This window comes from Brevundimonas sp. (genome assembly GCF_050729455.1).
GTDB lineage: Bacteria > Pseudomonadota > Alphaproteobacteria > Caulobacterales > Caulobacteraceae > Brevundimonas.
This window is the reverse complement of the sequence record NZ_JBOHLI010000033.1, coordinates 15010-35238: the sequence shown is the minus strand read 5'-3', so window position 1 is coordinate 35238 and position 20229 is coordinate 15010. Positions and strand designations below refer to the sequence as shown.

Genomic DNA, 20229 nt, shown 5'->3' with positions numbered 1-20229 from the left:
GGCCCGAGGACACGCCCTTCATCGAAACCACGCCCGGCGTGAAGTCGAAGCTGGTCTGGCGGCCCATCGGCTCGGCCGGCCTCTATGTGCCTAGCGGGACGGCGCCGCTGTTTTCATCCCTGCTGATGCTGGCCATACCGGCGGGCGTGGCCGGGGTCGGGCGGCGCGTGGCCGTCACCCCGCCGTCGAAGGACGGTTCGGTCCACCCGGCCATGGTCGTCGCCGCCGCCGAGGCGGGTCTGGACGAGCTGTGGCTGCTGGGCGGGGCGCAGGCCATCGCCGCGCTGACGTTCGGCGTCGAACTGGACGCGGGCGTCATCGCGCCGGTCGACAAGCTGTTCGGCCCCGGCAACGCCTATGTGGCCGAGGCCAAACGTTACGCCTCGTCCCTGCCGGGCGGCCCGGCGCAGGACATGCCGGCGGGACCGTCGGAGCTGCTGGTCATCGCCGACCGCGACGCCGACTTCGAGATCGTCGCCGCCGACCTGCTGAGCCAGGCCGAGCACGACGCCGACGCCCAGGTCATTCTGGTGTCCGACAGCGGCACGGCCCTGACCGAGATCGTCGCTGAGGTCGAGCGTCAGGTGGAGACTCTGCCTCGCGCCGCCATCGCCCGCGCCTCGCTGGAGCAGGCCCGCGCCATCCGCGTCGCCGACATGGCCGAGGCCTGCTTCGTGGCCAACCTCTACGGGCCCGAACACCTGTCGATCCAGGCCGAGGAGGCCGAGCGTCTGGTCGACAAGATCACCGCCGCCGGCGCCGTCTTCGTGGGGCAATGGGCGGCCGAGACGCTCGGCGACTATGCGGCCGGGCCCAGCCACGTCCTGCCCACCGACGGCGGGGCGCGGACCCTAGGCGGCGTCACCACCGCCAGCTTCATGACCACCATGTCGGTGCAGACGGTGACGCAGATGGGCGCCGCCGCCCTGGCCCCCGTCGCCGCCCGTCTGGCGCGGATGGAGGGGCTGGAGGCCCACGCCCGGGCCGCCGATCTGAGGACGGAAGCGTGACCCTTCCCGCCCCTTATGCGCCGCTGGTGTCGGGCGGCGAGGGTCTGGACCGCTATCCGGCCGATCCGACCGCCCTGGCCGCCCGTCTGGCCGAGCTCTATGGCGTCGCCGTCGATCAGGTGCTGCCGGTGCGCGGCCTGACGCACGGGCTGGAGCTGGTCTGGCGTCTGGCCGCCCGCGACGGGCTGAAGGTGCAGGCGCCGGAGGCCGAGCCCTATCAGGGGCTGGCGGCGCTCTACGCCCGTCCGGCCGAAGGGGCTGAAACCGCCGCCGTCGTCATCCGCGCCCTGGGCTCGCCCGAGGCCGTGGCCGAGATGGCCGAACGCGTCGCCCCGGCCCTGCTGGTGGTGGACGAGGGCTTGGTCGAGTTTTCGGAAGGACCGTCCGCCGCGAGCATGGTGAAGGGCCACGCCAACCTGATCGTGCTGCGCAGCCTGTCGCTGGCCTACGGCCTGGCCGGGGCGCGGGTCGGGGCTGCGGCAGCGCAGGCGCGGACCTTGGCGCGGCTGGCGGGCGTGCTGGAGCCCTACGCCCTGCCCGAGGTCTCGGTGCGGCTGGCGCTGCAGGCGCTGGACCCGTCGCGGATGATCGAGACCGCCGAGCGCATCGACGGCGTGCGCCGCGAGCGCGCCCGCGTCGTCGAGGCCCTGTCGCGGCTGATGCCGCTGGAGGCCGGGGTCGGGCCGGTGATCATCGCCCGGCCGTCCGATGCTGCTGCGGTCGTCGCCGACCTGCGCCGTTTCGGCCTGAGCGCCGACGCGGCGGGCGACCGCGTACGCCTGCCCGTTTCGTTGAAGCCCGAGGTCAACGACCGGCTGCTGGTCGCCCTGGGCGCGTCCGCCCCGAAAGTCCGCCGCACCCGCGTCGGTCAGACCGTGCGCGACACCAAAGAGACCCGCATCGTCTGCGCCGTCGATCTGGACAGCGCCGGGCCGGTGACGATCCACACCGGCGTCGGCTTCTTCGACCACATGATCGAACAGGTGGCGGCGCACGGCGGCTTCTCGATCCGGCTTTCGTGCGAAGGCGACCTGCACACCGATCCGCACCACACCATCGAGGACAGCGCGATTGCTCTGGGGCAGGCGCTGAAACAGGCGCTGGGCGAGCGCAAGGGCATCGCCCGTTACGGCTTTGTCCTGCCGATGGACGAGGCTGAGGCATCGATCTCCATCGACCTGTCGGGGCGCCCCTATCCGGTGTTCGAGGGCGTCTTCGCGACCCCCTTCATCGGCGACTACCGCACCGATCTGACGGCCCACGTGGTGCGGTCGCTGGCGGAGAACCTGGGCGCGGCCATCCACGTCCGCGTCACCGGCGACGACGACCACCACAAGACCGAGGCCGTGTTCAAGGCCCTGGGCCGCGCCCTGCGCCAAGCCATCCGGGTCGAGGGCGACGTCGTGCCGTCGACCAAGGGGGTGTTGTGAGCAACGTCACCCTGATCGGTTACGGCTCGGGCAATGTCGCCTCGGTGCGGTTCGCGCTGGAGCGGCTGGGCGCGCGGGTGCGGATCAGCGCCGACCCCGCCGATCTGATTGATGCCGAGCGGGTCATCCTGCCCGGCGTCGGCGCGGCGGGCTATGCGATGCAGCGGCTGAACGCGCTCGGTTTGGTGGAGCCGCTGCGACGGTTCAAGCGTCCCTTGCTCGGCGTCTGCCTGGGCCAGCAGCTGCTGTATGAGACCAGCGCCGAGGATGGCGGCGCCGACCTGCTGGGTCTGATCCCCGGTCGGGTCGAGGCCATCCTGCCGGCGCCGTCTCGGCCCTCGCCGCACATGGGGTGGAGCCGCCTGAGCATCCGCCGTCCCGATCCGCTGTTGGAGGGGATCAAGGACGGCGACTGGGCCTATTTCGTGCACGGCTTCGTCTGCCCCGACGGCCCGGCGACGATCGCCGCCGCCGACTACGGCGTCCCGGTGCCCGCCGTGGTCAACAGCGCCAACCGCTGGGGCTGCCAGTTCCACCCGGAACGCTCGGCCGCGGCGGGGGCGCGTATCCTGAAGAACTTCCTCGAGTTGCCTGCATGATCGTCTACCCCGCCATCGACCTGAAGGACGGCGTCTGCGTGCGGCTGATGCACGGGCGGTTCGATCAGGTGACCCGCTATGACGAGGCGCCCGCCGCGCGTCTGGCCGCCTTCGCCGCCGAGGGCGCCGACTGGGTCCACGTGGTCGATCTGGACGGGGCCGAGGCCGGGCGCGCCATGCAGCACGGCCTGATCGGCGAGCTGGCGGCATCAAGCGCGGTGAAGATACAATCCGGCGGCGGGGTGCGCTCCGAGGCCGATGTCGAGCGTCTGCTGGCGGCCGGCGTCGACCGCGTCGTGGTCGGCTCTCTGGCCGTGACCAAGTCGGACGAGGTGCTGGCCTGGCTCGATCGCTTCGGGTCGGAACGGATCACCCTGGCGCTGGACGTCAAGTATGAGGACGAGGTTCCGGTGCCGGCGCTGAAGGGCTGGACCCAGTCGGCCGGGGTCGATCTGTGGACCGTGCTGGACCGCTATCCGTCGAACCTGCTGACCCATGTGCTGATGACCGACGTGGGCCGCGACGGCGCCCTGACCGGCCCGAACCTCGACCTGCTGGGCGAGGCCCTGGCGCGGCGGCCGGAGCTGAAGATCCAGGCCTCGGGCGGGGTGGCGGCGCTGGCCGACCTGACCGCCGCGCGCGACCTGGGCTGCGACGGGGCCATCGTCGGGCGGGCCATCTATGAGGGCCGCTTCACCGTGGCCGAAGCGCTGAAGGCGGTCGCGGCGTGACGGCGAGACGCATCATCCCCTGCCTCGACGTCAAGGACGGGCGGGTGGTCAAGGGCGTGCGCTTCGAGGGCCACGTCGACATGGGCGACGCCGCCGAACTGGCCGCGCGCTATCGCGATCAGGGGGCCGACGAACTGGTCTTCTACGACATCACCGCCAGCCCCGAGGGACGGACGCTGGACTATGGCTGGGTGCAGGACATCGCCCGGCTGCTGGACATCCCCTTCTGCGTCGCGGGCGGCATCCGCACGGTGGAGCAGGCGGCGCGCTGTCTGGATCACGGCGCCGACAAGGTGTCGATCAACTCCCCCGCCCTGGAACGCCCCGAACTGATCGGCGAGATGGCCGCGCGGCTGGGGCGGCAATGCGTCGTCGTCGGCGTCGACAGCGCCTTTCAGGACGGCGAATGGCGGGTGCACAAATACACCGGCGATCCCGACGCCCGGCGCGGCGCGGGTCGGCTGACCATGGACTGGATCGTCGAGGCGCAGAGCCTTGGCGCCGGAGAGATCGTGCTGAACTGCATCGACCAGGACGGGGTGCGGCGCGGCTATGACGTCAAACAACTGGCCGAGGCGCGGCGGCGGCTGACCATTCCCCTGGTCGCCTCGGGCGGGGCCGGCGCGGTCGAGCATTTCCGCGACGTGTTTGTGGAGGCGGACGTGTCGGGGGCCCTGGCCGCCAGCGTTTTCCACTCGGGCGCGATCGCGATTCCGGATCTCAAGCGTTACCTCGATCAGGTCGGGGTGGAGGTGAGGATATGACCCTCGACATCAGCCAGATCGACTTCGCCCAACTGGACTTCAAGAAGGGCGGCGGCCTGATCCCCGCCGTGGTGCAGGACGCCGACACCCTGCAGGTGCTGACGCTGGCCTATATGGACGAGGCGGCGCTGCGCGAGACTCTGGACAGCGGCCAGGCCACCTTCTTCTCGCGCTCACGCGGGGGGCGGTGGCGCAAGGGCGAGACCTCGGGCGATTTCCTCAACGTGGTCTCGGTGACGCCCGACTGCGACGGCGACGCCGTGGTGGTGAAGGTCCGCCCGGTAGGCAACGCCTGCCACCTGAACCGCGTCAGCTGCTTCGGCGACGAGGACGCGCCGGGGCTGGGCCGCATCGGCCGTCTGGAGCGCACCATCCAGGTCCGGGCCCAGGCCGATCCCAACGACAGCTGGACCGCCCGCCTGATCGCCCAGGGGCCGAAACGGGCGGCGCAGAAGGTCGGCGAAGAGGGCGTCGAGACGGCCCTGGCCGGGGCCGCGGGCGACGAGGCGGAACTGGCCAGCGAGGCTGCGGATTTGATCTATCACCTGCTCGTTCTTCTCCATGCCCGTAACATGGTGTTTCAGGACGTATTGGTCGTCTTGGCGAAGCGCGCGGAACCGGCCAAGGACGACGGCTAGGCCTTACGGCGCATATCCCGCATGTCGGGATCGAGGGAGGAACGACACGAATGGCGGCTCTCATTCTGTTCGGCGGAGGCGGCGACCTCGCCATGCGGATGCTGTTGCCTTCGCTCTATTTCCTCGACCACGACGGCCTGCTGCCCGAGGGGCTGAAGATCATCGGCGCCGCCCGCTCGGACGAGACCGCCGAGGAATACGTCGCCAAGGTCCATGAGGCGGTGAAAGCCCGGGCCGAGGCCGACGGCGCCTGGGACGAGGCCAGCTGGGCGCGGATGAAATCGCGCCTCGACTATCTGGCCGTGGACGCCACGGATCCCGAGAGCCTGGCGCCGCTGAAGGCCAAGTGCGGCGACGGCGCGGTGACCTCCTTCCTCGCGGTCTCGCCCTCGCTCTACGGCCGGATCGTCACGGCGATGAAGGCGGCGGGTCTGGCTGAGAGGAACTGCCGTATCGTGCTGGAGAAGCCGGTCGGGCGCGACCTGGAAAGCTTCCTCGAAATCGACGACGCCGTGGCCCACGCCTTCGACGAGCGTCAGGTGTTCCGCATCGACCACTATCTGGGCAAGGAGACGGTCCAGAACCTGATCGCCCTGCGCTTCGGCAACACCATCTTCGAGCCCTTGTGGAACAATCTGACGGTCGACCACGTCCAGATCACGGTCGGCGAGACCGTCGGCGTCGGCGACCGCTGGCCCTATTACGACGAATACGGCGCCCTGCGGGACATGCTGCAGAACCATATGCTGCAGCTGCTGTGCCTGGTGGCGATGGAGCCGCCCAGCGACCTCGACCCCGACTCGGTGCGCAACGAAAAGGTCAAGGTGCTGCGCTCCCTTCGCCCGATCACGCTGGAAGAAGCCGAGCGCGTCACCGTGCGCGGTCAGTATGTGGCCGGGACCAGCGAGGGCAAGCCGGCGAAAGCCTATCAGGAAGAACGCGGCCAGCCGTCCGACACCGAGACCTTCGTGGCCATCCGCGCCGACATCGACAACTGGCGCTGGGCGGGGGTGCCCTTCTTCATGCGCACCGGCAAGCGCCTGCCCGAGAGGCGGACCGAGATCGTCATCCAGTTCAAGCCGGTGCCGCACTCCATCTTCGACCACGGGGATCGCGGGGCGGTCGAGGCCAATCGTCTGGTCATCGAACTGCAGCCCGAGGAAGACATCTCGCTGTCGGTGATGAACAAGAAGCCGGGGCTGGATCAGCGGATGCAGCTGCAGCCGATCAAGATGAGCCTGTCCTGGGGCGTGCCGGGGGGCCAGAACGACAAGGACGCCGCCCCGCCGCGCCGCCGCATCGCCTATGAGCGGCTGCTGCTGGACGCCATGAGCGGCGACTCCACCCTGTTCGTGCGCCGCGACGAGGCCGAGCAGGCGTGGAAGTGGGTCGACGAAGTGTCCGACGCCTGGTCGGGCGCCAGCTTCAAGCCGCTGGGCTATGCAGCCGGAACCTGGGGACCGGAAGCGGCGGACCTGCTGCTGTCGCGGACCGGTCGGAAGTGGAACACGCGCGATGAATAGCCCCGTGATCGAAACCTTCGCCGACGCCCAGGCCTGGGCCGAGGCCGCCGCCGCGCGGCTGGCCGAGGCGCTGGCCGCCGGGATCGCCGCCGACGGCCGGGCCGTCTTCGCGGGGGCGGGCGGATCGACCCCCTCGCCCATCTACGCCCGGCTGGCCCAGACCGATCTGGACTGGTCGAAGGTCACGGCGACGCTGGTGGACGAGCGTTACGTGCCCGAGACCTCGCCGGACTCGAACGCGGCCCTGATGAAGCGGACCCTGCTGACCGGTCCGGCCTCGGCCGCGCGCTTCCTGTCGCTGTATTCGCCCTCGGTCACCGTGGACCGCGCCGCCGCCGAAGCGTCGAAGGCCCTGAAGGCCGAGGGCGGGCGCCTGGACGCCGTCCTGCTGGGCATGGGCGAGGACGGGCATATCTGCTCCATGTTCCCCGAAAGCCCGACGTTGAAGACCCTGCTGACGCCGGATCTGAAGCCCGCCGTCTATGGGGTGCCGCCGGGCCGCGACGGGATGGCGCCGTCGCTGGAACGTTTGTCGATCAACCTGCCCTGGCTGATCGGCGCCCGCCGCGTGGTGCTGGCCCTGAGCGGCGCCGCCAAGCGCGCCGTTTTCGAGCGCGAGGCCCAGGGCGATCCCATGGTCCATCCCATCGCCGCCCTGATCGCGGCGAAGGTTCCCCTTGAAGTGCTTTGGACGGAGGCCGTCTGATGGCTCTCAACCCTCCCCTGAACCCCGTGGTGGCCGAGGTCACCGCCCGCATCGTCGAACGCAGCAAGACGACCCGCGCCGACTATCTGCGTCGCATGGACGCCGCCCGCGACAGCGGCGCCGGTCGCGCCAAGCTGTCCTGCGCCAACTGGGCCCACGCCTTCGCCGGTCAGACCATCGCTGACAAGCTGACCGCCATGGACGGGTCCAAGCCCAACGTCGGCGTGGTCACCGCCTACAACGACATGCTGTCGGCGCATCAGCCGTTCGAGCGCTTCCCCGAGGTGATCCGCAAGGCGGTGCGCGAGGTCGGCGCCACGGCCCAGGTGGCGGGCGGAACTCCGGCCATGTGCGACGGCGTCACCCAAGGGCGCCCCGGCATGGAGCTGAGCCTGTTCAGCCGCGACGCCATCGCCATGGCGACGGGCGTGGCCCTGACCCACGACGCCTTCGACGCCGCCATGATGCTGGGCGTCTGCGACAAGATCGTGCCGGGCCTGTTCATGGGCGCCCTGGCCTTCGGCCATCTGCCGGTCGTCTTCGCCCCCGCCGGGCCGATGCCCTCGGGCATCCCGAACGCCGAAAAGGCCCGCGTTCGCGCCGAATACGCGCAGGGGCTGGTCGATCGGACCACCCTGCTGGCCAGCGAGATCGGCAGCTATCATTCGCCCGGCACCTGCACCTTCTACGGCACGGCCAACTCCAACCAGATGATGATGGAGATCGCCGGCCTGCACCTGCCTTCGACCGCCTTCGTCCACCCGGAGACGGGGCTTCGCGACGCCCTGACGGCGGCGGCGGCCAAGCGCGCGGTCGAACTGGCCCGCAGCGGCGAGGGCCGCATGGCCGACGTCGTGTCGGAAAAAACCATCGTCAACATGATCGTCGCCCTGCTGGCCACCGGCGGCTCGACCAACCACGCCATCCATCTGGTGGCCATGGCGCGGGCCGCGGGGGTGCTGATCGACTGGACCGACATGGACCAGCTGTCGGCGGCGACGCCGCTGCTGGCGCGGGTCTACCCCAACGGCTCGGCCGACGTGAACGCCTTCCAGGCGGCGGGCGGCACGGCCTTCGTGACGCGTGAACTGGTCCGGGCGGGCGTCCTGCACAACGACGTGACCACCGTCATGGGCCAGGGGATGGAGCCCTATTTCCAGGAGCCCTGCCTGATCGACGGCGAGTTGGTCTGGAAGGACACCGTGGCGGAAAGCCTCGACCTCGACATCCTGCGCCCCGCCTCTGATCCGTTCCAGAAAGACGGGGGCCTGCGGCTGCTGCAGGGCGATCTGGGCCGGGCCGTCATCAAGGTCTCGGCGGTCAAGCCGGAGAACCGCATCGTCGAGGCCCCCGCCGCCGTGTTCGAAACCCAGGAAGACGCCCTGGCCGCCTTCAAGGCCGGGGAGCTGAACCGCGACGTGGTGGTGGTGCTGCGCTTCCAGGGGCCGCGCGCCAACGGGATGCCGGAACTGCACAGCCTGTCGCCTGCGCTGGGCGTCCTGCAGGACAAGGGCTTCAAGGTCGCCTTCGTCACCGACGGCCGGATGTCGGGCGCCAGCGGCAAGACGCCCGCCGCCATCCACGTCAGCCCCGAAGCCCTGGCGGGCGGCCCCCTGGCCCACGTCAAGGACGGCGACGTCATCCGGCTGGACGCCGAGGCCGGGGTGCTGAGCACCGTCGGCGCCGGCGACATCGCCGCCCGCCCGGCGGCGACGCGGTCGCAGGCTCACGCCGAGGGCGCCGCCTGGGGCTATGGCCGCGAACTGTTCGCCGCCTTCCGCCATGTGGTGACCACCGCCGAAGAGGGCGCCAGCGTCTGCTACGCCTTCCCCATCGGCACCGGCGGCCACGCCGACACCCCGCCCGACCCCAATCTGGTCGACCGCACCGTGGACGCCTGAGCCGCCGCCCGAACGAGGAAACGCACATGAACGACAAGATCCTTCTCGTCGGCGACGTCGGCGGCACCAACGCCCGCTTCGCCCTGGCCCGCATGATCGACGGCCGCCCCGTGCTGGAGCATCACGACAGCTTCCCCGCGCATGAGCATCCGACCTTCCTCGGCGGAGTGAAGGCCTTCCTCGACGGTTGCGAGGTCAAGCCGTCGGGCGGGGTCATCGCCGTGGCCGGTCCGGTGACGGACGGGGCCATCGACCTGACCAACTCGCCGTGGCGGGTGTCGGAGGGCGAACTGCAGACCCTGGGCCTGAACCCGGTCAAGCTGATCAACGATTTCGAGGCCCTGGCCTGGGGCGCGCCCATCGTGCCGGAGGTCGAACTGGCCTCGCTGGGCGGGCCGGTCGACGGCGACCCGCACGCGACCGTGGCGGTGCTGGGCCCCGGCACCGGCTTCGGGGTTTCGGCCCTGGTGCGCGACGCCCATGGCCAGGAGATGGCCATGCCGTCGGAAGGCGGCCACGCCTGCTTCCCGCCCGGCGATCCGGTCGAGGACGAGATCCTGCGCATCCTGCGCCGTCGCTATGACCGGGTGTCGATCGAGCGCCTGATCTGCGGCCCGGGCCTGCTGAACATGCACAAGGCCCTGGCCGAGATCGACGGGCGCGAGACCCATATCGAAGATCCGGCCGAGATCACCGAGACGGCGCTGAAGGACCCCGACAGCCCGTGCGGCCACACCCTGGCCCGCTTCTGCGCCATCCTGGGCGCGGTGGCCGGGGACATAGCCCTGACCACCGGGGCGCGCGGCGGGGTCTATATCGCCGGCGGCATCGCCCCGCGCATCCTGCCCTTCCTCAAGGCCAGTCCGTTCCGCACGCGTTTCGAGCGCAAGGGCCGGTTCCAGCCCTATATGCAGGCCATCCCGACCAAGGTGATCCTGCACAAACAGGCCGCCCTGCTGGGCGCCGCGCGCGTGGCCTTCAACGAGGCGGGCTGAGCCCGCCTCGACGCCTCAGTCGATGCAGAGCGTGACTTCGGCTTTGCCGTCCTTGATCGTGGTGCGGCAGCCGAAGCGGTTGCTGTCGACCTGACAGACGCCGGTCGCGCGCGCGCCCGCAGCGATGCCGCTGTTGCCGGCGATCTCGCAGTCGCCCTCGCATTGCGAGGCGTCGGTGCAGCGCTTGCCCGCATCGGCGTACTTGACCACGCACTGCCAGGTCTGCATCCGCCCGACCTGTCGCATCTCGCCGCCCCGCGCGGAGCAGGACGAGGTGCTGATGCTCATGGTCGGCGGCGGCTCGGGCGCTTCGGTCGTCTGGACGACCGGCGCAGGCGCGGGCGTCGGCGAGCAGCCCGCAAGCGCGAGCCCGGCGGCGAAGAGAAGGGCTTTCAGCTTCATCCGACCTTTCCTTTTTCGAACCCGGTCCAGCAGTCGTCGTAGTCGAGCTGCATCAGAGGCGTCTTCTCGGCCCAGGCCGTGGTGCGGATCGGCATCCGCGTCTCGAACATGAAGGCCAGGGTGTTCTCGATCTTGTGCGGTTTCAGGTCCGCCTGGGTCGCGCCGTTCCAGCTGGCCTGGTCCGGGCCGTGGCCGCTCATGCGGTTGTGCAGCGAGGCGCCGCCAGGGGCGAAGCCGCCGGCCTTGGCGTCGTATTCGCCGAAAATCAGCCCCATGAACTCGCTCATCACATTGCGGTGGAACCACGGCGGGCGGAAGGTGTCCTCGGCCACCATCCAGCGCGGCGGGAAGATGACGAAGTCGCAGTTGGCCGTGCCCGGCGTGTCGCTGGGCGAGGTCAGGACGGTGAAGATCGACGGGTCCGGGTGGTCGTAGCTGACCGTGCCGATGGTGTTGAACCGCGCCGTGTCATAGCGATAGGGGGCGTAGTTGCCGTGCCAGCCGACCACGTCCAGCGGGCTGTGGTCGAAGGTCACAGCCCACAGCAGACCGCCGTATTTCTGGACGCACTCCGTCGGGCGATCGACGTCCTCGAACCAGGCGACGGGGGTCTCGAAGTCGCGCGGATTGGCCAGACCGTTGGAGCCGATCGGGCCGAGGTCCGGCAGACGGAAGGGCGCGCCATAGTTCTCGCAGACGTAGCCGCGCACCTCGCCGTCGACTTCCACGCGGAAGCGCACGCCGCGCGGGATGACCACCACGTGGCCGGGCGCGGCCTCGATCACGCCCATCTCGGTGACGAAGCGCTGCGCCCCCTGTTGCGGCACGATCAGCAGCTCGCCGTCGGCGGAATAGAAGACCCGGTCGGTCATCGAGCGGTTGGCGACATAGAGGTGGACGCCCACGCCCGCGCCGGAATCGGCGTCGCCGTTGCCGCCAAAGGTGGTCAGGCCCTCGACCCAGTCGGTCGGCTGATCCGGCATGGTCAGCGGGTCCCAGCGCATCCGGTTGGGATTGGGCGAGGTCTCGGTGAAGGGGCCGGAGCGCACCCGGCCCTGCGCGAACGGCTGATAAGGTCCATGCTGGGCCGAGGGCCGCAGGCGATACAGCCAGCTGCGCAGGTTATGGTCGCGCGGCGCGGTGAAGGCCGCGCCCGACAGCTGTTCGGCGTAGAGGCCCAGGGCCGGGCGCTGCGGCGAGTTGCGGCCGACCGGCAGGGCGCCCTCGACGGCCTCGGTGGCGAAATGATTGGCGAAGCCGGTCTGATAGGCGGGCGCGTTGGATCGCGTCATATGGTTTCTCCCTCGCGGGAGGTTTAGCCGGGCAAAACCGATGCGTCACCCCGGCCCCGCCCAGCTTGGCCCTGGATCAAACTATGACCGCCCTTCTCCCCTTGAGGGAGAAGGTGGCTCGCGCAGCGAGACGGATGAGGGGTGTCGCCGCCGCCACCTCCCAGCTAAGCTCCGCACATGGACAAGCCGTCCGATAGAAGCCGCGCCTTCGCTCGCCGCTCTCGCAGCGCGCCGACCACGACCGAGTCCGCACTCTGGACCTTGCTGCGAGATCGGCGATTGCATGGCATCAAGTTCCGAAGGCAGGTTCCGATTGGTCCCTATGTCGCCGACTTCACCTGCCATGGCCTGAAGTTGATCATCGAGGCCGATGGCGGAATTCATCACCTGCACGAAGAACGCGACGCCAACCGGGACGCCTGGCTGGCGGAGGCGGGCTATACGGTTCTGCGGTTCGACAATTCGGTGATCCTGCGCAATCCGAACCTCGTGTTCGACGCGATACGTGAACACATCAAACAATCCCGCTGCCACCCCTCATCCGACCTGCTCCGCAGGCCACCTTCTCCCTCAAGGGGAGAAGGAATTTAGAACCCCTGCGCGCGCGCCAGCCGTTCGGCGTGGAAGCCGGCGTCGCCCAGCAGTTCGTTCAGGACCCGGACGCGCTTCATGAACAGGCCGACGTCGAACGCATCGGTCATGCCCACGCCGCCGTGCATCTGGACCGCTTCCTGCACCGCCAGTTCGGCGACGCGGCCGGCCTTGGCCTTGGCGACGCCCGCCGCCTGTTCGGCGTCGGGGCGGCCCGCGTCTATGGCCTGAAGCGCGGCGAGCGTCGCGGCCTTGGCCAGCTCCAGCTCGGTGAAGAGGTGGGCGGCGCGGTGCTGCAGGGCCTGGAACTCGCCGATCAGCTTGCCGAATTGCTGGCGGGTGCGCAGGTAGTCCAGCGTCACCTTGAAAGCCTGATCCCCCGCCCCGACCAGGGAGGCGGCGGCGCAGGCGCGGCCCAACACGAGCGCGGCGTCCAGCGGCCCCTGCCCCGCGCCCACGGCGCCGATCACGGCGTCGGCGTCCACAACCACATCGGTCAGGGTCACGCGGGCTGCGTTGTGGGCGTCGACCATGACGGTGCGCTCGACGGCGACGCCGAGGGTCTTCGGGTCGATCAGGAACAGCGTTAGCCCCTCGTCGGTTTGCGCCGCGACGATCAGGGCGTCGGCGACATGGCCGTCCAGCACGAAACCCTTGGCGCCGTTCAACCGGAAGCCGTTGCCGGCGCGTTCGCCCCGCGTGGCGATCTTCGCCGGGGCGTGCTTCGGCCCTTCGTCGACAGCGAGGCCGAGGATGGCCTCGCCCGCCGCGATCTTGCTCAGCCAAGCCTTCTGGGCCTCCGAGCCCGCCGCCTTCAGCACGCTGGCGGCCAGCACCGACGAGCCGATGAAGGGCGAGGGCGTCAGGGTGCGGCCCAGGCTTTCGGCGATGACGCCCGCCTCGACGGCGCCGAGGCCCGAGCCGCCGTCCGCCTCGGGGATGACGACGCCGGCGAAGCCCATCTCGCCGAAGGCCCGCCACAGGTCGCGCGAGACGCCGTCGAGGTCGTGGCTGTCGCGCAGCTGGCGCAGGTGATTGATGGGGGCATGTTCGTTCAGGAAGCCGTCGGCGGCGTCCTGAAGCATGGTCTGCTCTTCGGTCAGGATCAGGGGCATGGGCTCAGGCTCCCGGCAGTTGCAGCAGATGTTTGGCGATGATGTTCAACTGGATTTCGCTGGTGCCGCCTTCGATGGAGTTGGCCTTGGTGCGCAGCCAGTCGCGGGCGGCCTGTCCCTCCTTCGAGCGCTCGCCTTCCCATTCCAGCGCGTCCGAGCCGCCCGCCGCCATGGCCAGTTCGTGGCGGCGCTTGTTCAGCTCCGAGCCGTAGTATTTCAGCATGGAGGCGATCGCCGGATGGGCCTGTCTGGCCTTCACCTGATCCCCCACCCGCTCCATCGCCAGACGGAAGGCGGCGGCGTCGATATCGTAGTCGGCGATGCGGGCGCGCAGCAGGGGCTCGTCCAGCCGCCCGGCCTCGTCCACGCCCAGGGCGTCCATTGCGACCTGCCCCAGAGGACGGCCGACGCCGACATCGCCCATGGCGCCGATCATGGTCCGCTCGTGCGCCAGAAGGGCCTTGGCCACATCCCAGCCGCGGTTCAGCGTCCCGATCAGGTTCTGCTTCTCCACGCGCACGTCGTCGAAGAAGGTCTCGCAGAAGGGCGACTTGCCCGAAATCAGGGTGATGGGGCGGGTGCTGACCCCCGGCGTCGCCATGTCGAACAGGACGAAGCTGATGCCCAGGTGCTTGGGCGCCTCGGGATCGGTGCGGACCAGACAGAAGATCCAGTCGGCCTTGTCGGCGTAGGAGGTCCAGACCTTCTGGCCGTTGACGATCCAGTGGTCGCCGCGATCTTCGGCGCGGGTCTGGATCGAGGCCAGGTCGGAGCCCGAGCCGGGCTCGGAATAGCCCTGACACCAGCGGATTTCGCCGCGCACGATGGGCGGCAAGAAGCGCTGCTTCTGTTCCTCGGTCCCGAAGGCCAGCAGGGCCGGACCCAGCATCCAGACGCCGAAGCTGGCCAGAGGCAGCTGCGCCTGGATGCGGCGCATTTCCGAGGCCAGCACCTTGGCCTCTTCGCGGCTCAGGCCGCCGCCGCCGTATTCGCAGGGCCATTCCGGCGCCGTCCAGCCGCGTTCGGCCATGCGCTCCAGCCAGAGCTTGTGCGCCGGGGTCTTGAAGACGGGGTTGCGGCCGCCCCAGACATAGTCCTCGTCGCCGTCGCGCGGGCCGCGCGTCTCGGGCGGGCAGTTGGCCTCCAGCCAGGCGCGCGTCTCGGCGCGGAACGTCTCCAGATCGGCCATGCCGTTCTCCCCTGCGTTCTTGTTCGTTGCAGGGAGGCTAGCCGGTCTTTTTTGGAAACGGAATGGGCTTTCCTCCCCACTTGTGGGGAGGGGGACCACGCAGTGGTGGAGGGGGCGACGCAAACATCAGCCGTCGAGTCGCCACCTCCGTCACGTCGCTATCGCGCCGCGCCACCTCCCCATGAAATGGGGAGGAAAGAGGTCACTTCTTGCTGGGCAGGAAGGGCGAGAAGGTGATGACGGTGAAGGTGTCGCGTATGTGGGGACGCGTCTGCACCTGCTTGGTCACGAAGGTGCCGATGTCGGCGTCCTTGGGCAGCTGGAACTTGGCCAGCAGGTCGTGCTGGCCCGAGGTCGAGTAAACTTCCGACACGTTTTCAACATTGTCGACCAGATCGGCGGCGACGTCGTTGGCGTAGCCCAACTCGCATTTGATGAAGACGAAAATGGCGGTCATCATGGTCGGAACCTCCCGTTCAAGCGGAGGTGCATAGCGGATGGAAACGGCATGGGTAAGGCTCCGGCGACACTGACGGCCCCTCCAGTCGATTACGAGGCGGCGTACAACAATCGGGAACGGGTGCCGGGACACCCGGCGATCCTGAAACGATGGCGAGAAGATTCGGCCCGCGTCATTGACGCCCTGAGGCCGGAAACCGTCGAATACGGCCCCGGCGAGCGCCAGAAGATGGAATGGTTCGACGCCGGCGCGGGCTCGCCGACCGCCATCTTCATCCACGGCGGCTACTGGCAGGCGCTGGACCGGGCCTGGTTCGCCTGGGTCGCCCCCCCCCTGCTGGATCACGGGATCAGCGTGGTCATTCCCGGCTATGACCTCGCCCCGACGGTCAAGGTCGGCGCCATCATCAGCCAGATGCGGCGGGCGACGGAGCTGGTGCGCGACCGCACCGGCAAGCGCCCCCTGGTCTTCGGCCATTCGGTCGGCGGGCACATGGCGGCCTGTATGTTGTCCGAAGGGCGCGCGCGGGCGGCGCTGGCGATCTCGGGCGTGTTCGACATCGAGCCGCTGATCCACACCTCGCTGAACGAAGCCCTGGGGCTGGACGTGATGACGGCGCGGGCCCTGTCGCCGATCCACTGGCCCGCGCCGAACGGCGGGGCGCCGGGCGGGCGGACGCTGGACTGCTGGGTCGGCGGGGCCGAGAGCAACGAGTTCATCCGCCAGAGCCGCCACATGGCCGCCGAGTGGGGTGGCAAGGGCGCCGACACCCATGTCGAGGTCCTGGACGGGCTGGACCACTTCACCATGCTGGACCCGCTCGCCGACAAGGACAGCGGCATGGTCCGGCGCCTGGTCACGCTGGCCACGGCGGAATAAGGCGCCGCTTACCAGGATTGATCCCGGTCACCCTTGACGCCGGGCGCGCCAACCGTCGATCTGCGGGCTGCAAGGCCTGAAGGAGACCCCATGCGCCACGACCGCCTCAGCGTGCTGACCGCCCTCGAAAGCCAGGGCGTCGTCCCGGTCTTCTATCACGCCGATCCGGAGGTCTGCGCCGAGGTGATCCGCGCCTGCGCCCGCGGCGGGGCCAAGGCCGTCGAGTTCACCAACCGCGGCGACTTCGCCTGGGAGACCTTCACCGCCCTGTCGAAGCAGTTCGCCCAGACCGATCCCGACATCATCATGGGCGTCGGCTCGATCCTGGACGCGCCGACGGCGGCTCTCTACCTGGCCTCGGGCGCGCGCTTCGTCATCAGCCCCTGCCTGGTTCCCGAGGTGGCCCAGGTCTGCAACCGTCGTCAGGTCGCCTATTCGCCGGGTTGCGGCTCGGTGCGCGACATCTCGGAGGCGCAGGCCCTGGGCTGCGAAATCGTCAAGCTCTTCCCCGGCGCCTCGGTCGGCGGGCCGGACTTCGTCAAGGCGGTGCTGGGCCCCATGCCCTGGACCAAGATCATGCCGACCGGCGGCGTCGATCCCGACGAGGCCTCCATCGCCAAGTGGTTCGGCTCCGGCATCGTGGCGGCGGGCATGGGCTCAAAACTGATCACCGACGCGGCGATCCAGGCCAGGGACTGGGCCGGGATCGAGGCCAAGGTGCGCCAGACCGTCGAGGCGATCGCGGCGTTCCGCGTGAAGTAAAACCAAGACTTGCGCTCAAGCAGCGCGCGACCGTGTCGCGCGCGTTAGCGCACAAAAAAGAGGCCCCGCCGGTCGAACCAGCGGGGCCTTCTCCTATTCAGAACCGGAAGCGGATCAGGCGGCTTCGGCGGCGGCCTTGGCCAGCTTGGCCTGGTGGGCGGCCATGCCGGCGGCGATCAGCTCGGCGGCTTCGCCGGCGTCGCCCCAGCCGTTGACCGTGACCGACTTGCCCTTCTCCAGATCCTTGTAGCGGGTGAAGAAGTGCTCGATCTGCTCGATCAGGATGGCGGGCAGCTGACGGTAGCTGGAAACTTCGGTGTAGTAGGGGTTCAGCTTGTCGACCGGCACGGCCAGGATCTTTTCGTCGCCGCCGGCTTCATCGACCATCTTCAGCACGCCGATCGGGCGCGAGCGGATGACGCAGCCCGGCACCACCGGGGTCGGGTTCAGCACGATGACGTCGCAGGGGTCGCCGTCGTCCGACAGGGTGTGCGGCACGAAGCCGTAGTTGCCCGGATAGTACATGGCGGTGTGCAGGAAGCGGTCGACGAACAGAGCCCCCGATTCCTTGTCCATCTCGTACTTCACCGGCAGACCGCCTTGCGGGATCTCGATGATGACGTTGATGTCCCACGGCGCATTCGGGCCGACCGGAATGGCTTCGATGTTCATGTTACGCTCTTGTTGCAGGTGCGAACGGGGAGTTGGGGCGCGTGATAAGCTTTGCGTCGCCGAACAGCAAGCTTCAGGGCGAGCTTTCTGCGGCGTTCGCCCTTGCTCCATAGGCCCGACTGAAGGCATCAACAGGGCATGACCCTGCTCGACTGGATCGCTCTCGTCCTCTTCTTCATCGCCTGGCTGGGCTATGGGCCGTTGCTGAAGCTGATCGCCCGGCGCAGCGGATCGCTGAACGACGACATGCTGATCGTCCGCGACAGCTGGATGACGGCCATGACCCATCGCGAGATGCGGCTGATCGACAGCCAGCTGATGGGCCATTCGATCAACTCGGCCTCCTTCTTCGCCTCGACAAACCTGCTGCTGATCGCGGCGGTGGCCGGCATCCTGTTCGGCGGCGAGAACGCGCTGAAGGGCTTCGCCGCCGTGGGGGCCGAGGCGGTGCCAATGAAGATCCTGGAGGCCAAGCTGGCGCTGGTGCTGGTCTGTCTGGCGCGCGGCTTCCTCGACTTCATCTGGGCCCTGCGCCAGATGAACTACGCCCTGGCCCTGATCGGCGCGGCGCCCGAGATTCACACCGAAACCGACCGGGTCGCCTATGGTCACGCCGTGGCCCAGGTGCTGAACCCCGCGCTGGGCGGGTTCAGCCAGGGGGTGCGGGGCTACTACTTCGCTCTGGCGGCGGCGGCCTGGCTGTTCGGTCCGGCCTGGCTGGCGCTCGGCGTCATCTCGGCCTTCGGCCTGCTGGTCTGGCGCCAGGCCGGGTCGCCGGCGGCGCGGGCCGTGCGAGCGGCGCGGCGGCTGCTGGAGCGCGGCTGACAGGCTCCCGCCCTCGCCTCGGCGTCGATCTTCGTAACAGCCCGTGATGGCGCATCCGGCATCCGGACTTGAAATTTTGTGCGCTGCAACCTAACTTGGCTTTCGACGCCTCCGGGCGTCTTGCCCTTCCTGGGCGTTTCCTCCCTATAGACTTTTATGCCGCGCCTCCGGGCGCGGCTTTTTTTTGGCCGTCACCCGCCGATCAGGCCGTGAAATCGGCCCCCAGCGCCGCGATCACCCGGTTCAGCCCCGACTGGCAACGCCCCCAGCCGACCGATGGGCCGCCCGCCGCCTCGTCCCAGTAGAGCCGCCGGTTCAGTTCGATCTGGATGGCCTCGAAGCCCTCGTCGGGCCGCCCCCAGACTTGAGTGGCGTAACCGCCCGCATAGGGCCGGTTCAGCGCCACGCGCCAGCCCATGGCCTCGAACAGCGCCCGCAGACGCCGCGTCAGCTCGGTGGCGCAGGCCGTCCCGTGCCGGTCGCCCAGCACCACGTCCGGCCCGCTCGGCCCCGTGGCGCGCGCAGGCATGGAATGCCAGTCGATCAGAACCGCCCGTCCGTGGCCAATCCGCGCCGCCTGCATCAGTTCGCCCATGGCCGCATGATAAGGGACGTGCACCCGCTGGATGCGCCCCCTCGCCTCCTCCAGCGTCAGGCGGCGGTCGTAGAGCGGCGTCCCGTCGCCCGCCAGGCGCGGCACGACGCCATAGCCGGCCAGGGTCTTCAGCCCCGGCGGCGCGTCCTCGGGACAGTCGAAGATCAGGGCCGGGTCCAGTTCGTCCGGCGCGCGGTTCAGATCGACATAGGCCCGGCCGATCCGTCCAGCGATCAGCGCCGCCCCGGCCGCCGCGCTCGCGTCCAGCAGCCGGTCCACGGCCGCGTCCTCGGCGCTGCGCAGCGAAGCCTCGGACAGGCCCTCGGCCACGCCCATGTCATCGGGATAGACCGCGCCGGAATGGGGCGAGGCGAAGACCAGCGGCGTCACCCGCCCGGCCAGCGCGGGGGTGATGCTGAAGGTTGCGTCGGTCGGCGCAGGGTTCATGGCTTGGCCATAGACTGATTTAGCCTCGACCGCGCCCTCTACGCGCTCGCCCCAAGGGGGATTTTCACCGCGAGTTTACAGATGCAGGCCTAGGCTCCGATCCGGTATTCAAGGACTTGACCCCGCATGGCGCGTATTCTGCTGGCCGAAGACGACGGCTCGCTTCGAGGCTTCCTGACCCGCGCGCTGGAACGCGCCGGTCACGCCGTGGTGGATTGCGAGAACGGCGACGACGCCATCGACGCCCTGGAACAGGGTCCCTACGATCTGCTGCTGACCGACATCGTCATGCCGGGCGCCGACGGGATCGAGGTCGCCCGCGTCGCCGCCGTGCGCCAGCCGGGCATCCGCATCATGTTCATCACCGGCTTCGCCGCCGTCGCCCTGTCGGCCGCCCAGGCCACGCCCCAGGCCAAGGTCCTGTCCAAACCCGTCCACCTGCGCGACCTGGTGAACGAGGTCGAACGCATGATCGCGGCCTAACGGAAAAATACGGAAAAAGAAGACACAAGCCCCTTGCGGCCCCCGCGAACTGCGGGTTATAGACGCCGCCTTCCCGCCCACCGACACATCAGTCGAGGGGCCGCAGAACAGGCGGACGCGTAGCTCAGCGGGAGAGCACTACGTTGACATCGTAGGGGTCACAGGTTCAATCCCTGTCGCGTCCACCATTCTTCCCTCCCTTTAAAATCAGCCTTCGGTG

The 20229-nt window shown here is 69.3% G+C and carries 22 protein-coding genes and 1 tRNA gene; 16 read left to right on the top strand and 7 right to left on the bottom strand.

Features of this window, described 5'->3' with window-relative positions:
- The 10 genes from hisD to glk form a co-directional block, all read left to right on the top strand.
- A partial coding sequence (gene hisD, locus ACREEF_RS09915) for a histidinol dehydrogenase (protein WP_431565420.1) occupies positions 1-1010 on the top strand: 1010 nt, incomplete at its 5' end.
- Positions 1007-2440 carry an imidazoleglycerol-phosphate dehydratase HisB gene (gene hisB / locus ACREEF_RS09910; RefSeq protein WP_431565419.1) on the top strand — a complete coding sequence of 478 codons (1434 nt, stop codon included), beginning with the start codon at positions 1007-1009 and terminating at the stop codon, positions 2438-2440. The genes hisD and hisB, both read left to right, overlap by 4 nt.
- On the top strand, positions 2437-3039 hold the full coding sequence (gene hisH / locus ACREEF_RS09905; protein ID WP_431565418.1) for an imidazole glycerol phosphate synthase subunit HisH: 603 nt from the start codon (positions 2437-2439) through the stop codon (positions 3037-3039). Before hisB ends, hisH begins: the two co-directional genes overlap by 4 nt.
- Entirely contained in the window at positions 3036-3770 is a 735-nt protein-coding gene (gene hisA / locus ACREEF_RS09900) for a 1-(5-phosphoribosyl)-5-[(5-phosphoribosylamino)methylideneamino]imidazole-4-carboxamide isomerase (protein ID WP_431565417.1), read from the top strand. The genes hisH and hisA overlap by 4 nt, the downstream gene beginning before the upstream one ends.
- A complete protein-coding gene (gene hisF / locus ACREEF_RS09895; protein ID WP_431565416.1) occupies positions 3767-4534 on the top strand; it encodes an imidazole glycerol phosphate synthase subunit HisF in 768 nt (255 codons plus the stop codon). The genes hisA and hisF overlap by 4 nt, the downstream gene beginning before the upstream one ends.
- Positions 4531-5172: a bifunctional phosphoribosyl-AMP cyclohydrolase/phosphoribosyl-ATP diphosphatase HisIE gene (gene hisIE, locus ACREEF_RS09890; RefSeq protein ID WP_431565415.1), complete on the top strand. Its 642-nt coding sequence runs from the start codon at positions 4531-4533 to the stop codon at positions 5170-5172. Before hisF ends, hisIE begins: the two co-directional genes overlap by 4 nt.
- Before the next feature lie 50 nt (positions 5173-5222).
- Positions 5223-6695 carry a glucose-6-phosphate dehydrogenase gene (zwf, locus tag ACREEF_RS09885; protein ID WP_431565414.1) on the top strand — a complete coding sequence of 491 codons (1473 nt, stop codon included), beginning with the start codon at positions 5223-5225 and terminating at the stop codon, positions 6693-6695.
- The gene (gene pgl, locus ACREEF_RS09880; protein ID WP_431565413.1) at positions 6688-7401 is read left to right on the top strand and encodes a 6-phosphogluconolactonase; all 714 of its coding nucleotides are present in this window, start codon (positions 6688-6690) and stop codon (positions 7399-7401) included. The genes zwf and pgl overlap by 8 nt, the downstream gene beginning before the upstream one ends.
- The gene (gene edd / locus ACREEF_RS09875; protein WP_431565412.1) at positions 7401-9302 is read left to right on the top strand and encodes a phosphogluconate dehydratase; all 1902 of its coding nucleotides are present in this window, start codon (positions 7401-7403) and stop codon (positions 9300-9302) included. Before pgl ends, edd begins: the two co-directional genes overlap by 1 nt.
- 26 nt (positions 9303-9328) lie before the next feature.
- Positions 9329-10297, top strand: coding sequence for a glucokinase (gene glk / locus ACREEF_RS09870; RefSeq protein WP_431565411.1), 969 nt, complete (start codon positions 9329-9331; stop codon positions 10295-10297).
- A 15-nt stretch (positions 10298-10312) separates the two neighbouring features.
- On the opposite strand, the gene ACREEF_RS09865 is transcribed toward glk, so the two are convergent.
- Both ACREEF_RS09865 and hmgA read right to left on the bottom strand, forming a co-directional pair.
- The gene (locus ACREEF_RS09865) at positions 10313-10699 is read right to left on the bottom strand and encodes a hypothetical protein (protein WP_431565410.1); all 387 of its coding nucleotides are present in this window, start codon (positions 10697-10699) and stop codon (positions 10313-10315) included.
- Positions 10696-11991: a homogentisate 1,2-dioxygenase gene (hmgA, locus tag ACREEF_RS09860; protein ID WP_431565409.1), complete on the bottom strand. Its 1296-nt coding sequence runs from the start codon at positions 11989-11991 to the stop codon at positions 10696-10698. The genes ACREEF_RS09865 and hmgA overlap by 4 nt, the downstream gene beginning before the upstream one ends.
- A gap of 177 nt (positions 11992-12168) precedes the next feature.
- On the opposite strand from hmgA, the gene ACREEF_RS09855 reads away from it, so the two are divergent.
- Positions 12169-12582, top strand: coding sequence for an endonuclease domain-containing protein (locus ACREEF_RS09855; RefSeq protein WP_431565408.1), 414 nt, complete (start codon positions 12169-12171; stop codon positions 12580-12582).
- Here the strand turns inward: ACREEF_RS09855 and ACREEF_RS09850 are convergent.
- The 3 genes from ACREEF_RS09850 to ACREEF_RS09840 all read right to left on the bottom strand — a co-directional run bounded on the left by ACREEF_RS09850 (position 12579) and on the right by ACREEF_RS09840 (position 15346).
- Positions 12579-13697 carry an acyl-CoA dehydrogenase family protein gene (locus ACREEF_RS09850; protein ID WP_431565407.1) on the bottom strand — a complete coding sequence of 373 codons (1119 nt, stop codon included), beginning with the start codon at positions 13695-13697 and terminating at the stop codon, positions 12579-12581. The genes ACREEF_RS09855 and ACREEF_RS09850 overlap by 4 nt on opposite strands.
- A 4-nt stretch (positions 13698-13701) precedes the next feature.
- The gene (locus ACREEF_RS09845; protein ID WP_431565406.1) at positions 13702-14886 is read right to left on the bottom strand and encodes an acyl-CoA dehydrogenase family protein; all 1185 of its coding nucleotides are present in this window, start codon (positions 14884-14886) and stop codon (positions 13702-13704) included.
- A 202-nt stretch (positions 14887-15088) separates the two neighbouring features.
- Positions 15089-15346: an Lrp/AsnC ligand binding domain-containing protein gene (locus ACREEF_RS09840; protein WP_040347054.1), complete on the bottom strand. Its 258-nt coding sequence runs from the start codon at positions 15344-15346 to the stop codon at positions 15089-15091.
- A gap of 48 nt (positions 15347-15394) precedes the next feature.
- Between ACREEF_RS09840 and ACREEF_RS09835 the strand changes: the two genes are divergently transcribed.
- Positions 15395-16225: an alpha/beta hydrolase gene (locus ACREEF_RS09835; RefSeq protein WP_431565405.1), complete on the top strand. Its 831-nt coding sequence runs from the start codon at positions 15395-15397 to the stop codon at positions 16223-16225.
- 90 nt (positions 16226-16315) lie between these two features.
- Complete coding sequence (locus ACREEF_RS09830) at positions 16316-16987, top strand: bifunctional 4-hydroxy-2-oxoglutarate aldolase/2-dehydro-3-deoxy-phosphogluconate aldolase (protein ID WP_431565404.1); 672 nt, start codon at positions 16316-16318, stop codon at positions 16985-16987.
- Positions 16988-17101: 114 nt separating this feature from the next.
- Here ACREEF_RS09830 and ppa read toward each other — a convergent pair whose 3' ends face one another.
- Positions 17102-17659, bottom strand: a complete 558-nt coding sequence (gene ppa, locus ACREEF_RS09825) for an inorganic diphosphatase (RefSeq protein ID WP_105562476.1) — start codon at positions 17657-17659, stop codon at positions 17102-17104.
- A gap of 138 nt (positions 17660-17797) precedes the next feature.
- Here ppa and ACREEF_RS09820 point away from each other — a divergent pair, with 138 nt between their 5' ends.
- The gene (locus tag ACREEF_RS09820) at positions 17798-18484 is read left to right on the top strand and encodes a DUF599 domain-containing protein (RefSeq protein WP_431565403.1); all 687 of its coding nucleotides are present in this window, start codon (positions 17798-17800) and stop codon (positions 18482-18484) included.
- Between the two features lie 202 nt (positions 18485-18686).
- Here the strand turns inward: ACREEF_RS09820 and ACREEF_RS09815 are convergent, their stop codons facing one another.
- Complete coding sequence (locus ACREEF_RS09815) at positions 18687-19526, bottom strand: N-formylglutamate amidohydrolase (RefSeq protein ID WP_431565402.1); 840 nt, start codon at positions 19524-19526, stop codon at positions 18687-18689.
- A 126-nt stretch (positions 19527-19652) separates the two neighbouring features.
- On the opposite strand from ACREEF_RS09815, the gene cpdR reads away from it, so the two are divergent.
- Both cpdR and ACREEF_RS09805 read left to right on the top strand, forming a co-directional pair.
- Positions 19653-20009: a cell cycle two-component system response regulator CpdR gene (gene cpdR / locus ACREEF_RS09810; protein ID WP_105562479.1), complete on the top strand. Its 357-nt coding sequence runs from the start codon at positions 19653-19655 to the stop codon at positions 20007-20009.
- A gap of 113 nt (positions 20010-20122) precedes the next feature.
- A tRNA-Val gene (locus ACREEF_RS09805) sits at positions 20123-20197 on the top strand.
- Positions 20198-20229 lie beyond the last annotated feature (32 nt).